The sequence below is a fragment of the Arthrobacter sp. FW306-07-I genome (assembly GCF_021800405.1).
In the GTDB taxonomy this organism is placed as follows: Bacteria; Actinomycetota; Actinomycetes; order Actinomycetales; family Micrococcaceae; genus Arthrobacter.
The window spans coordinates 4343349-4356456 of sequence record NZ_CP084550.1 but is presented as its reverse complement, the minus strand read 5'-3'; the positions used below and the strand labels follow the sequence as shown (position 1 = coordinate 4356456).

At 67.5% G+C, this 13108-nt stretch carries 15 protein-coding genes; 13 read left to right on the top strand and 2 right to left on the bottom strand.

Annotated elements, in window-relative coordinates:
• The 10 genes from pcaH (at position 1) to LFT46_RS20185 (ending at position 8099) form a co-directional block, all read left to right on the top strand.
• Positions 1-870, top strand: coding sequence for a protocatechuate 3,4-dioxygenase subunit beta (gene pcaH / locus LFT46_RS20230; RefSeq protein ID WP_236820852.1), 870 nt, complete (start codon positions 1-3; stop codon positions 868-870).
• A 2-nt stretch (positions 871-872) separates the two neighbouring features.
• Positions 873-1430: a protocatechuate 3,4-dioxygenase subunit alpha gene (gene pcaG, locus LFT46_RS20225; RefSeq protein ID WP_236820851.1), complete on the top strand. Its 558-nt coding sequence runs from the start codon at positions 873-875 to the stop codon at positions 1428-1430.
• Positions 1427-2899: a lyase family protein gene (locus LFT46_RS20220; protein WP_236820850.1), complete on the top strand. Its 1473-nt coding sequence runs from the start codon at positions 1427-1429 to the stop codon at positions 2897-2899. The genes pcaG and LFT46_RS20220 overlap by 4 nt, the downstream gene beginning before the upstream one ends.
• Entirely contained in the window at positions 2892-3710 is an 819-nt protein-coding gene (locus LFT46_RS20215) for an alpha/beta fold hydrolase (RefSeq protein ID WP_236820849.1), read from the top strand. Before LFT46_RS20220 ends, LFT46_RS20215 begins: the two co-directional genes overlap by 8 nt.
• Positions 3707-4189: a 4-carboxymuconolactone decarboxylase gene (gene pcaC, locus LFT46_RS20210; protein ID WP_236800302.1), complete on the top strand. Its 483-nt coding sequence runs from the start codon at positions 3707-3709 to the stop codon at positions 4187-4189. Before LFT46_RS20215 ends, pcaC begins: the two co-directional genes overlap by 4 nt.
• A 77-nt stretch (positions 4190-4266) precedes the next feature.
• A complete protein-coding gene (locus LFT46_RS20205; protein ID WP_236820848.1) occupies positions 4267-5499 on the top strand; it encodes a thiolase family protein in 1233 nt (410 codons plus the stop codon).
• Positions 5499-6200 (top strand): 3-oxoacid CoA-transferase subunit A, encoded by a 702-nt coding sequence (locus tag LFT46_RS20200; RefSeq protein WP_236800300.1) that lies wholly within the window; start codon positions 5499-5501, stop codon positions 6198-6200. Before LFT46_RS20205 ends, LFT46_RS20200 begins: the two co-directional genes overlap by 1 nt.
• 1 nt (position 6201) lies before the next feature.
• Positions 6202-6891: a 3-oxoacid CoA-transferase subunit B gene (locus tag LFT46_RS20195; protein WP_236820847.1), complete on the top strand. Its 690-nt coding sequence runs from the start codon at positions 6202-6204 to the stop codon at positions 6889-6891.
• 11 nt (positions 6892-6902) lie between these two features.
• Positions 6903-7712 (top strand): IclR family transcriptional regulator domain-containing protein, encoded by an 810-nt coding sequence (locus LFT46_RS20190; protein WP_236820846.1) that lies wholly within the window; start codon positions 6903-6905, stop codon positions 7710-7712.
• 60 nt (positions 7713-7772) lie between these two features.
• A complete protein-coding gene (locus tag LFT46_RS20185) occupies positions 7773-8099 on the top strand; it encodes an MmcQ/YjbR family DNA-binding protein (RefSeq protein WP_236820845.1) in 327 nt (108 codons plus the stop codon).
• Positions 8100-8169: 70 nt separating this feature from the next.
• Here the strand turns inward: LFT46_RS20185 and LFT46_RS20180 are convergent, their stop codons facing one another.
• Complete coding sequence (locus tag LFT46_RS20180; RefSeq protein WP_236820844.1) at positions 8170-9501, bottom strand: MFS transporter; 1332 nt, start codon at positions 9499-9501, stop codon at positions 8170-8172.
• A 143-nt stretch (positions 9502-9644) separates the two neighbouring features.
• Here LFT46_RS20180 and LFT46_RS20175 point away from each other — a divergent pair, with 143 nt between their 5' ends.
• Together LFT46_RS20175 and LFT46_RS20170 are read left to right on the top strand one after the other, a co-directional pair.
• Positions 9645-10481, top strand: a complete 837-nt coding sequence (locus LFT46_RS20175; RefSeq protein WP_236820843.1) for a shikimate dehydrogenase family protein — start codon at positions 9645-9647, stop codon at positions 10479-10481.
• A gap of 115 nt (positions 10482-10596) precedes the next feature.
• Positions 10597-11385: an IclR family transcriptional regulator domain-containing protein gene (locus LFT46_RS20170; protein ID WP_236820842.1), complete on the top strand. Its 789-nt coding sequence runs from the start codon at positions 10597-10599 to the stop codon at positions 11383-11385.
• 4 nt (positions 11386-11389) lie between these two features.
• Here LFT46_RS20170 and ligK read toward each other — a convergent pair whose 3' ends face one another.
• Positions 11390-12073: a 4-carboxy-4-hydroxy-2-oxoadipate aldolase/oxaloacetate decarboxylase gene (gene ligK / locus LFT46_RS20165; RefSeq protein ID WP_236820841.1), complete on the bottom strand. Its 684-nt coding sequence runs from the start codon at positions 12071-12073 to the stop codon at positions 11390-11392.
• Between the two features lie 243 nt (positions 12074-12316).
• Between ligK and LFT46_RS20160 the strand changes: the two genes are divergently transcribed.
• Positions 12317-12973, top strand: a complete 657-nt coding sequence (locus LFT46_RS20160) for a GntR family transcriptional regulator (RefSeq protein WP_236800292.1) — start codon at positions 12317-12319, stop codon at positions 12971-12973.
• Positions 12974-13108 lie beyond the last annotated feature (135 nt).

The following is a 13108-nucleotide window of genomic DNA, read 5'->3' as shown; positions in this document are numbered from 1 at the left end:
GTGCCGGAAAACATCACCGAGGAGCTGGAGTCGGAGGAACTCGTGCCCCCGGCCGAACCCAAGGCCGCCCACCAGCTGGACAAGGCCATCGAATCGCAGGCAGACCTCAGTGCAGAGATCACCGCCATCGGCGAGGCCTACCAGCGGGCCCTCAAGGACGGCGCCCAGCAGGAAACGCAGCCGCGGCTGGACTACCCGCCCTACCGCAGCAGCATCCTGCGCCACCCCACCAAGAGCCTGCAGCATGCGGACCCGGAGACCATCGAGCTGTTCTCGCCGGCGTTCGGACACCAGGACGTGCATGCGCTGGAGTCGGACCTGACCATCCAGCACAACGGCGAACCGATGGGTGAGCGGATCATCGTGTCCGGCAAGGTCCTGGACGGCGACGGTCGCCCCGTGGCGGGCCAGCTCGTGGAGATCTGGCAGGCCAACTCCTCCGGCCGCTACATCCACAAGCGCGACCAGCACCCGGCCCCCATTGATCCCAACTTCACCGGCATCGGCCGCTGCATCACCGGCCCGGACGGTTCCTACCGGTTCATCACAATCAAGCCCGGTGCGTACCCGTGGAAGAACCACCTGAACGCGTGGCGGCCCGCGCACATCCACTTCTCGCTGTTCGGCAGCGAGTTTACCCAGCGGATCATCACCCAGATGTACTTCCCGGGTGACCAGCTCTTCCCGCTGGACCCGATCTACCAGACCATCGTGGACCAGGACGCCCGCGACCGCCTGGTGGCCACCTACGACCACAGCCTCACCGAGCCGGAGTGGGCGCTGGGGTACAACTGGGACATTGTCCTGACCGGCCCCAAGCGGACCTGGACCGAGAATGAAGCATTTGGCACCGAAGGCGACGAGGAGTAGACATGAGCACCAAACTGGTACCCACCCCCGGGCAGACCGTGGGCCCGTTCTACGGCTACGCCCTCCCGTTCGAGAAGGATAACGAGCTGCTCCCTGCCGGGTTCCCGGGCTCCATCCGCCTGCAGGGTACGGTCTACGACGGCGCCGGCCACACCATCCCGGACGCCATCCTTGAGATCTGGCAGCCGGATGCCGACGGCAAAATCGTCCAGCGCACCGGCTCCCTGGTCCGCGACGGCTACACCTTCACCGGCTGGGGACGCGGCGCCGTGGGCAACTCCGGCGTGTTCACCTTCACCACCGTCAACCCCGGCCCCACCAAGCCGGGTGCAGCGCCCTTTATTTCCGTGGCGCTCTTTGCCCGTGGCCTCACCAACCGGCTGTTCACCCGCATCTACCTGCCGGAGGACACCGAGGCCCTGGCCAACGACCCCCTGCTGAGCTCCCTGGACCCGGAGCGCCGCAAGACGCTCATCGCCCGCCGAGACGCCGACGGGGGCCTCACCTGGGACATCCGTCTCCAAGGTGAGGACGAGACGGTCTTCCTGGACTTCCAGTGACCCACGCCGCCGCCTTGGGAGACTTGCGCGCCTTCGCAGAAGAGGCCGACGCCGGCCTGCTCAGTCCCGTCTCAGCCTCACCTTTGGTGGCAGCGCTGACGGGGGACCGGGCAGTGCTGGCGGCCATCCTCGCCGTCGAGTCCGGCTGGGCAGCCGTGCTGCAACGGGCCGGCCTGGCACCCGCCGGTTCGGCCGCCGTCGTCGCTTCCGCCGCAGAGGCGGGGCGCTACGACCTGGCCGGTATCGCGCTGCGCGCCCAGGGCGGCGGCAACCCGGTGATTCCCCTCCTGGCCGATCTCCGGAAAAACGTGGCCGCGCTGGACACCGCCGGGGTCGGTGCCGGGAAGGCCGTCCACACGTCCCTGACCAGCCAGGACGTGCTCGACACCGCACTCATGCTGCTGGCCCGCAACACCGTCCACGCCGTGCTGGCAGACATAAGGGGTACGACGACGGCGCTCGCCGCCCTGGCGGGGCAGCATACGGACACGCTGTGCGTGGGCAGGACCCTGACCCAGCATTCCCTTCCCTTCACCTTTGGGCTGCGGGCGGCGCAATGGTTCCAGGGCGTCGCCGCCGCGGGCCGCCAGCTGGAGGCACTGGAGTTCCCGGTCCAATTCGGCGGGGCTGCTGGAACGCTCGCTGCGGGCACCGTGCTGACGGAGGGCTCCTCCGCCACCCCATTCAGCCTGGCCGATGCCCTCGCGGTGCAGCTGGGCCTGGCCCCGGCGGCCGCTCCCTGGCACACCAACCGGCTGGCCATCACGTCCCTGGGCCATGCACTGGCTTCCGTGCTGGACGCCTTTGGCAAAATCGCCGCGGACGTACTGTTCCTCAGCCGGCCCGAGGTGGCAGAACTCGCCGAACCGCGCGCTGCCGGCCGCGGCGTCTCCTCCGCCATGCCCCAGAAACAGAACCCCGTGCTGTCCGTCCTGGTCCGCAGCGCCGCACTGCAGGCACCGCAGCTGGCAGCGCAGCTGCACGTGGCCGCCGCCAACTTCAACGATGAGCGCCCGGACGGAGCCTGGCACGCGGAGTGGCCGGCCCTCCGGCAGCTGCTGGCCCTCGCCCTTGGGGCCGCTGGGCCCCTCCGCGAACTCGCCGAGGGGCTGCGGGTATTCCCGGACGCCATGCGCCGCGACCTTGACCTTGCCGGGCCGCTGCTGCTGGCCGAGGGCGTCAGCGCAGCGGTGGCACCGCTGCTCGAGGAGAAGGACGGCCGCAGCGGCAAGCAGCAACTACAGGACGTGGTGGACCAGACGCTGCAGGCGCCCCCCACTGAGCAGGGGGCCGCGTACCGGAAGCTGCTCCGTGAAGCTGTCCCCTCCGCCGTCGTCACCGACGCACGGCTGGAGGAACTCCTGGATCCGGCCAGCTACCTGGGCCAGGCGGCGGAGATCGCGCGCCGCATCCTGGCCACCTTCCCCGACTTTGTTTCCCCCGACGCGAATGGAGCTTCCCGTGGCTAGACCGGCTTTGAAGGCAGCGCTGCTGTCCCCCCAGCGGCCCCTTGGCGACCACCCCCTGCTGGTGGCGGGCCCGTCCCTGGGCACGTCCACGATCCTGTGGAACAGGGTGGCGTCCCTGCTTGGCAACGACTACGACGTAGTGGCCTGGGACCTTCCGGGCCACGGCGTCTCGCCCGCCGCCACCGAAACCTTTGACGTCGCGGACCTTGCAGACGCCGTGGTGGATCTGGTCGACTCCATCGCTCCCGGCGCCAACTTCCACTATGCGGGTGTTTCGCTGGGCGGCGCCGTGGGCCTGCAGCTGGGCATCAAGCACGGGGAGCGGCTCAAAAGCCTGTCCGTGCAGAACAGCGGGGCCAAGATCGGCACGCCGGAAGGTTGGCTGGAGCGGGCAGAAACCGTCCGCACCCAGGGCACGCCCGTGATGATCCAGGGCTCCGCGCAGCGCTGGTTCGCCCCGGGCTTCATGGACCGCGAACCCGAGTTCAGCAGCCGGCTCCTGCACGCCCTGCGCGACGCCGACCGCTTCAGCTACGCCTTCTGCTGTGAAGCCCTGGCAGCCTTTGACGTCCGGAACGAGCTCGGCAGCATCACCGTTCCGACCCAGGTCATCGCCGGCGCGCTGGACGGCGTGGCCACTCCCGCCATGGCGGAGGAAGTGGCCGCGGGAATCACTGCCGGCGGCGGCACCGCCACCGCCGTGACAATCGAGGGCATCTCCCACCTGGCGCCCGCCGAGGCGCCCGCGCACGTGGCGGACCTCATGCGCAGCCTGATCAGCTGGGCCGAATCCCGGGCGGCAGCCAAGTGAGCGGCGCCGAACGTCCGGGCCTGGAGCGTCACGGCGTGGTCCAGCCGGGCGCCACCAGCCAGGAGATTTACGACGGCGGCATGGCAGTCCGGCGCGAAGTCCTGGGCGACGCGCACGTGGACCGGGCCAACGCCAACAAGGATGAGTTCACCGAGGACTTCCAGGACATGATCACCCGCATTGCCTGGGGTGGCATCTGGACCCGTCCGGGGCTCCCGCGCCAGATGCGCTCGGCCGTGACCATCACCGCCATGGTGGCGCACGGGCACTGGGAGGAACTGGCCATGCATATCCGCGCCGCCCTCCACAACGGCCTGAGCCGGGACGAGATCAAGGAAATCCTGCTCCAGACCGCCATCTACTGCGGCGTCCCCTCCGCCAATACTGCCTTCAAGACCGCCCAGCAGGTCTTTCGCGAGATCGACACCACGCATGAAGAACCTGCGGTCCCCGACACCAACCCCACCCCTCCCAACTAGCTCGCAGCAGTTGTCGTTTTGGGCCCCCAAAACGACAACAAGTGCCAGTCAGTTGGGCCCAGAGAACCAGAGGAATCATGAACCAGGCTTTTGTGTACGACGCCGTGCGCACCCCGTTTGGCAAGTTCGGCTCCGGCCTTGCCTCCGTCCGCCCGGACGATCTTGCCGCGCATGTGATCAGGGAGTCCGTGAGGCGGGCCCCTTCGCTTGATCCGGAGCGGATTGATGAGGTGGTGTTCGGCAACGCCAACGGCGCCGGTGAGGAGAACCGCAACGTGGCCCGGATGGGCACCCTTCTGGCCGGTCTTCCCGTGTCCATCCCCGGCACTACGGTCAACCGGCTGTGCGGCTCGTCGCTGGACGCGGCGATCATCGCCTCCCGCCAGATCAACGCCGGCGACGCCGACCTGATGCTCGTGGGCGGTGTGGAGTCCATGTCCCGGGCCCCGTGGGTGCTGCCCAAGACCGAGAAGCCGTACCCGGCCGGGGACATGACCCTGGCCTCCACCACCCTGGGCTGGCGCCTGGTGAACAAGGCGATGCCCAAGGAGTGGACCATTTCCCTGGGCGAGGCCACCGAGCGGCTGCGTGAGAAGTACGGCGTGACCCGGCAGGCGCAGGACGAGTTCGCGGCCGATTCGCACAACCGTGCCGCTGCGGCCTGGGACGAGGGGTTCTACGACAACCTGGTGGCCCCGGTCCCGGGCACGGACCTGGTCCGTGATGAGGGCATCCGCCCCGGCTCCACTGCCGAGAAGCTGGCCGCGTTGAAGACGGTGTTCCGCAAGGAGCCCGAGGGCGCCGAGGTGGGCGGGACGGTCACCGCGGGTAACGCATCGCCGCTGTCCGACGGCGCCTCCGCGGCCTGGATCGGCAGTGAGGCTGCCGCTGGGCTGCTGGGGCTGGAGCCGCTGGCCCGGATCGCCGGACGCGGCGCACACGCCAACGATCCCCAGTACTTCGGCTACGCCCCGGTCGAGGCGGCGAACAAGGCCCTGGCTAAGGCGGGCATCGGCTGGGACCAGGTGGGCGCCGTCGAACTTAACGAAGCGTTCGCCGCGCAGTCGCTGGCCTGCATCAACGCCTGGGGCATCGACCCCGCCATCGTGAACCGGCACGGCGGCGCCATCGCCATGGGCCACCCGCTGGGCGCGTCCGGCACCCGCATCCTGGGCACGCTCGCCCGGTCGCTGCAGGCCTCCGGCGAACGTTGGGGCGTGGCCGCGATCTGCATCGGTGTGGGCCAGGGCCTGGCCGTGGTGCTTGAGAACGTGACTGCTTCCGGAAATACCGCTGGAAAGGACCAGTAATGCTGAACTTTGTCGACTCCGTCCAGGCCGCCGTGGCCGAAATCAAGGACGGATCAACCGTGATGATCGGCGGGTTCGGCAACGCCGGCCAGCCGTTCGAACTGATCGATGCGCTGCTCGAATGCGGTGCCACCGACCTGACCGTGGTGAACAACAACGCAGGCCAGGGCGACCAGGGCCTGGCCCTGCTAATCAAGGAGGGCCGGGTGAAGAAGATGATCTGCTCCTTCCCCCGGCAGTCCGATTCCTGGCACTTCGACACCAAGTACAAAGCCGGTGAGATTGAGCTCGAACTGGTGCCCCAAGGCAACCTGGCCGAACGCATCCGTGCCGCCGGAGCCGGGATCGGGGGGTTCTTCACCCCCACCGGGTACGGCACCATGCTCGCCGAGGGTAAGGAAACCCGCTTCCTGGACGGCAAGTGGCAGGTCTTCGAGACCCCCATCCACGCCGACGTCGCCCTCATCAAGGCATTGAAGGCGGACGGCAAGGGTAACCTCGTCTACCGCAAGACGGCCCGGAACTTCGGCCCGATCATGGCCGCCGCGGCGAAGCACACCATTGCCCAGGTCTCGGAGATCGTCCCCACCGGCGGGCTGGACCCCGAAAACGTGGTGACTCCGGGAATCTACGTCAACACCATCGTCAAAGTTGCCGGCAGCGGCAACCCCGCTGCAAGCACAAACCCGAAGGTGGCCTGAGATGAGCCTGACCGAAACGTCCCTCCAGACCTCGGCGACGCCCCTGGGCCGGGATGACCTGGCCCGGCTCGTGGCCAGGGACATCGCGCCCGGGTCCTTTGTGAACCTCGGCATCGGGCAGCCCACGCTGGTGTCCAACTACCTCACCGAGGAACAGAACATCACCCTCCACACGGAGAACGGCATGCTCGGGATGGGTCCCGAAGCCCAGGGCGATGAGATCGACGAGGACCTCATCAACGCCGGAAAGATCCCCGTCACCGAACTCCCCGGCGCCTCGTACTTCCACCACGCCGACTCCTTCGCAATGATGCGCGGCGGGCACCTGGACATCTGCGTGCTCGGTGCGTTCCAGGTATCGGTCACTGGCGACCTCGCCAACTGGCACACCGGGGCACCGGGTGCCATTCCCGCCGTCGGTGGTGCCATGGACCTGGCCACCGGCGCCAAGGACGTATTCGTCATGATGACCCTCCTGACCCGCGAAGGCGCCTCCAAGATCGTGGAGTCCTGCACCTACCCCGTCACCGGCGTGGGGTGCGTGACCCGCGTTTACACGGACAAGGCCGTGTTCCTGACGGGGCCCGAGGGCATTACCGTGCGTGAAACCTTCGGCTGCACCCTCGAAGAACTCCAGGAACTGGTACCCGTCCCGCTCAAGGCCGCCGCCGCCGTCGGAAGCGCCACCTAGGATTGGTAACCATGACCGACGCCGTCCGCACGGACACCCAGCCGCCGCAGGCCAGCGACCAGTACGTCCAGTCGCTGGCGCGGGGCCTGGCCGTGATCCGTGCCTTCGACGCCGACCGCCCCGTCATGACGCTCACGGAAGTGGCGTCCCGCACCGGGCTGACCCGCGCCACCGCCCGCCGGTTCCTGCACACCCTCGTGGAGCTGGGCTATGTCAGGACCGACGGCAAGACGTTCGCGCTGACGGCCAAGGTCCTGCAGTTGGGGTACGCGTACCTCTCCGGCCTATCCCTGCCGCAGCTGGCCCAGCCGCATCTGGAGGAACTGTCCCTCAAGCTGGGCGAGTCCACCTCCGCTGCGGTGCTGGACGGCACGGACATTGCGTACGTTGCCCGCGTGACCACCCGCCGGATCATGACCATCGGGATCACCGTGGGCACCCGTTTCCCGGCCTATGCCACATCCATGGGCAGGGTACTGCTCGCGGCACTCCCGCCCGCGGAACTCAAGGCTTACCTGGCGGCGGCCGAGGTGAAGCCGTTAACTCCCCGCGCCCTGGGAAGCGTCCCGGAGTTGCTGGGGGTGCTGGAAACCGTGCGGGCGCAGGGCTGGTGCCTGCTCAACCAGGAACTGGAACTGGGGCTGATGTCCGTTGCGGCGCCCGTGTACGACGGAACCAAGGTGGTGGCGGCCGTAAACGTCTCCCTGCAGGCCCAGTCCGTGGAGGCCAAGCCGGACCCGGACGCCTACCTGGCATCGGTCACGCGAGAGATCGTGGCCACCGCCAAGCTGATTTCCGCAGACCTCACCGCCCGGGGATAGATCGCCGCCAGCGGTATGTGACCTTGTCCCGCCGCCCTACCCGGGGGCAGACTCGGATGCATGGTCAGCGAGGACGAGGTCAGGCAGGCTGCCCTTGCCCTGCCGGGCGTGACGGAACGGTCCAGTTGGGGACAGCCGGCGTGGTTTGCCAGAACCCTGGTGGCCCGAATCTGGGAGCCCGGCGTCCTCACCGTCAAGACCGGGGAGCGCCACGCGCTGGCAGGGACCGAGCCGGAGACCTTCTTCTGGACTGCGCACCACGAACGCTCACCCTTGCTGGTGCTGGTCCGCATGGAACGCATTGACGCGGCGCTTCTGGCGGAACTGCTCGAGGATTCCTATCGGCTGGCAGGAGGTACGCCGGCCCGCGGACAGCAGTCCCCTTAAGGCAGGAGGCCGACGGCGGGTGCTTCCCGCCGTCGGCCTCTTCCTGTTTGCTGCGTGGCTGGAAGGGCCCCTACCGCACGTGGTTGCCCAGCTCCCGGAGCGGGGTCTTGGCTGTCTCGCGGGCCCACCAGGCACCCGCCACGGCGAGGACCGAAGAACCTGCCACGATCCAGGCTGCCGGTCCCCAGTTGGCCTTGTCCGCTCCCACCAGGGCGGTGCCCAGCAGCGGGGTGAAACCGGCGCACAGGATTCCGATCTGGAGTCCGATCGCCATGCCTGAGTAGCGGACCTTCACGTTGAACAGCTCCGAGAACCAGGCCGGGTAGATGGCATTGGACATGGCGTAGGTTCCGGCCGTGATCAGCGTGCTGGTCAGGAAGATCATGGGGATGTTCCCGGTGGAGATCACCCAGAAGTAGATGAAGATCATGGCGCCGGAACCGAGCACGCCCCCGATGAAGATGGGACGCCGGCCAAGGCTGTCGGACCATCGTGCCATCAGGGGCTGGCTGCCGATCGCCAGGACGTTGCCGAGGATGCTCACCCAAAGCATGGTGGAGGCCGGGACGCCCACCGAAACCGCGTAGGCGAGGCCAAAGGACTGCATGAACGTGTTGGTGACGGTCTCGAAGGACATCAGCGCCACCTGGAAGAACTGGGCGGGGTGGGTCTGGAACATCTTGGCGAAGGGCAGCTTTACCAGTTCGCCGTGGTCATGCTTTTCCTCGAAAACCTCCGGCTCCTCCAGGGAGCGGCGCACCAGGTAGGCCACGATCAGGACTACGAGGGAGAGCCAGAAGGGGATCCGCCATCCCCAGGCAAGGCGGTCCGCCTCGCTCATGGCGGCAACAGGAAGGAAGGCCAGGGATGCCAGCACGATGCCGGCCGAGATGCCGCTCATGGCGAAGCTGGCGAAGAAACCGCGGCGGCCTTCAGGGGCTTCCTCGGTGGACAATGCCGAGGCGCCGGCCGTCTCGGCGCCGGCGGACAGGCCCTGCATCAGACGAAGCACCACCAGCAGTGCCGGGGCCCAGTAGCCCGCCACGCTGAAGTCCGGCAGCGCGCCGATCAGGAACGTGGCGCTGCCCATCAGGACCAGGGTGAGAACGAGGGTGTTCTTGCGGCCGATCTTGTCACCCAGGTGGCCGAACACCACTGCGCCGAACGGCCTCGCGACGTAGGCGACACCGAACGTGGCGAAGGACGCGATAAGCGCCACGGTGGGGTCGCCCGCGGGGAAGAAGATCTTCGAGAAGACGAGGGAGGCGGCAGTGGCATAGATGAAGAAGTCGTAGTACTCCAGCGCGCCGCCGAGGAAGGCTGCCAACGCTGCCTTCTTTGCGCGCTTGAGACGGCGCTGCGCCTCCGGCGTCGCCTGGGCTCCTGTTGCGATGTTGGTCATTGTGGGGTTCCTTCCACGCTGAAGGTGGGAATCTTTTCTAATCTGTACGCATAGCGAACAAGTGTGCGAAATGCGCCTAAAAAGAGGATACTAGCCGGTGACGCCAATCACAACGCCAATCTCTGCGAAAGGTGGAGCCACGTATGGAACCGCGCGTTCACGCTTCCCGCCTGGTCCTGATCGGGTCAGCTGCTTCCCAGGCCATGTCCCCCGCGCTTTGGAATCCCGTCCTGGCCCGGCTGGGCAACGGCTGGAGGTATGAGGCATGGGATGTGCCACCGGATGGCGACCTGGCGCAGGTCCGCAGAGAGCTCTTGGACCCGGACCTGGTGGCGGCGAACGTGACCATGCCGCATAAGCACTGGGCGGCGGAAACCGCTGATGTTGCCGACGGGTCCGTGAGGCTGAGCGGTGCCTGCAACCTGCTGGTGCGGGCAGGCGAAAGGTTGGAGGCCCACAACACCGACATCACCGCTGCCCGCGAACTGCTGGGGACCGCCTACCAGCGCCACGCCCTCCTGCTCGGGGCCGGGGGAGCCGCCCGCGCAGCCCTCATTTCCATCCGGGAAAACGTGGGGACCGTGTCCATCACGGACCGCGATCCCCGCGCTTCCGCCGCACTGCTGGAACTTGCGTGCCAACTGGGCCTCGAGGCGCACGCCATCACATGGGAGCAAGCCCGCGATGCCGCCGCTGATGCCTCCCTGATCGTCAACGCCACGCCCATCGGAAAGAGCACCTCCGATCCGGCGGCCTGGGGTGGTGCTGCCCTGGCGCCCGACGCTGTCCTGTACGACTTCGTATACGCCCGCCACACCACCGCCAGCGTGGCCTGCGCAGAGGCCATGGGCATTCGGTGCATCGACGGGTGGGACCACCTTCGGGAACAGGCGGTGGCCATGGTGCCCCTCCTGGGACTGGACGAGGAAACAGGCGTGTTGTTGCAGGAAACCCTCGTCCGTCTTCGGGCTACGCACTAGGGCGATGGCTCTTGGCCAGGCTTGCTCCCCGCCGGCGCCCGATATGATCGAACAGGTGTGAAAAGCCCGGCAATTCCGTGCCGTGCGCACGGTTGGTTCGGAAGGGAACAGGATAGTGGAGGAGCAGGCAGGCTACTTCGTTAAGTCGGTTGAGAAGGCTTTTGACGTCCTGCTTGCCTTTACCCCGGACCAGCCCCGGCTCACCGTCTCGCAGGTTGCAGCCCGGACGGACATGACCCGGGCTTCGGCCCGGCGCTTCCTGCTCACCCTCGCGGACCTTGGCTACCTTCGGGCTGTCGGGCCGGCCTTCGAGCTGACCGCGCGGTCCCTGGACGTGGGCAGGTCCTATCTTGCCGCGCTGACCTTGCCCAAGGTGGCCGAGCCGCACCTGAGGGACTTGGCGGCGAAGCTTAACGAGACAACGTCCCTGTGCATCCTCGACGGCGGCGACGTGGTCTACGTGGCCTGTGTTCCTTCTCCCCGCCTGCTGAGCGTGTCCATCACGGTGGGTACCCGCTTCCCGGCCTGGGCCACCTCCATGGGCCGCGTCCTCCTGGCCGGGCTGCCTGCGCCGCAGCTGGAGGAATACCTCCACTCGGTCCGGCTGCAACGCTTCACTGACCGCTCCATCGGCAGTGTGGAGGACCTGCGTGCCGAAGTGGAAGCGGCCAGGGCCAGGGGCTGGTGCATGGTTTCGCAGGAGCTGGAGGAAGGCCTCCGGGGCGTGGCCGTCCCGGTCCGGCGCGGACATGAGGTTGTGGCCGCGGCCAACGTTTCGCTGCAAACGCACCGGGCCGCGGCGCAGGACATTGAAGCGGCCGTCCTGCCACAGCTGATGGAAGCCGCGCGCCGTATAGCGCTTGATTACGGCGGTCCCGCCGTTCGTGCCGTTCAATCCACGTAGCGCCTCAATCCACGTAGCGCAGTCCCGCGGCTTCGAGCGGCCCCCGCATGCTGTAAATGTCCAGTCCAAGTTCCCCGCTGGCAAAGCGCTCACGCTTGGCTTTTTCGTTGTCTTCCCGGGCCCGTGCTGCTGCCGCCACGTCGGCTGCCCTGGCGGCGGGCACCACCACCACCCCATCGACGTCGGCAATCACCACGTCGCCAGGCGTGACCAGGGCGTTGGCGCAGACTACCGGGACATTGACGGAGCCCAGGGTGGCCTTGACGGTGCCCCTGGAATTGATTGCGCGGCTGAAGACGGGAAAGTCCATGGCCTGGAGGGCGGCGACGTCCCGGCAGCCGCCGTCGATGACCAGCCCCGCTGCGCCCTGTGCCCGGAGTGATGTGGCCAGCAGCTCGCCGAAAAAGCCGTCTTCGCATTCCGTGGTGCAGCCGGCAACCACCACGTCTCCGGGCCGGACCTGCTCGGCGGCCACATGCAACATCCAGTTGTCCCCGGGCTGCAGCAGGACGGTGATGGCAGTGCCGCACATTGCCGCGCCCGGATACGCCGGCCGGATGTAGGGGCGCATCAGGCCCAGCCGGCCCATGGCCTCGTGGACGGTGCTGACGCCGAAGGCGGACAAGGCCTTGACGCTGTCTTCAGCCGCGCGGGTGATGTTGGTGTGGACAATACCGAGTTCCTGCATGGTGGTTCCCTTCCCAGGCGGGGTCAGCGTCCTTGAGTAGGGCGTCAAGGCCTGTATAGACGCTCCTGGCCGGGCCGGGGACGACGCCAAATTGACGAACAAACCGCACAAGCAAATTTTGTCAGCGATATAGCTAACAATCAACGGTGGGTATTTGGCACCTGCCCGCGGGAGCTGGAGTACGCTGAGTTCGGAAATTGTCAGCAAAATTGGCAACCGAAAGGGACAGGGAGAAGGTTGGCTGTGGACACCGTGAATAGAGCGGGCCGGACCCTTACCGCCGTTGAGCTTGCAGAGCTGCTGCGCACCGCTATTGTCAGCGGAGAGCTGGTGCCTAACCAGCGCCTCGTCGAAGGGGACCTGGCCGCCGAGTACGGGGCGAGCCGGGGAAACATCCGGGTTGCCCTCTCGGAGCTGAGCGTCGAAGGCCTGGTGGAGCGCGTCCAAAACCGGGGAGCGCGGGTGCGTGCGGTCTCGGTAGGGGAAGCGGTGGAGATCACCGAGGTGAGGGCCGCCCTGGAGGGCCTCTGTGCCCGTAAGGCTGCCGAACGGGCCACCGATGAGGACATCGCTGAGCTGCAGGACCTGGCCGCCCGGATGAAGGACGCCGTGGACCGGGGAGACCGTGAGTCCTACTCCGAAGGCAACCAGGCGATGCACGAAAAGATCATCGCCATGAGCGCGCAGCAGACGGCCGCAGCAACCATCCAGCGGCTCCGGGGACAGGCGGTCCGGTTCCAGTTCCGCCTTGCCCGCCAGCCTGGCCGCCCGGCCGTTTCCTTGCCGCAGCACCTGGCCATCATTGATGCCGTCTGTGCCCATGATCCGGACGCGGCGGCAGAAGCCATGCGGCTCCATCTCGAAAGCGTGGCGGACGCCATCCGCGCCAGCAACAAGTAAGGGCAGTCCTTCAGCCAGGCAACCGCCCGGGCATGGCGGTGGCGGGCTGACAGGCGAATTGTTACCACTTACCCTCCAGCCCCCACTCCCGCCGCAGCGCAGGGCGTTCTAGACTCATGCCAACTGCGTGCAGCA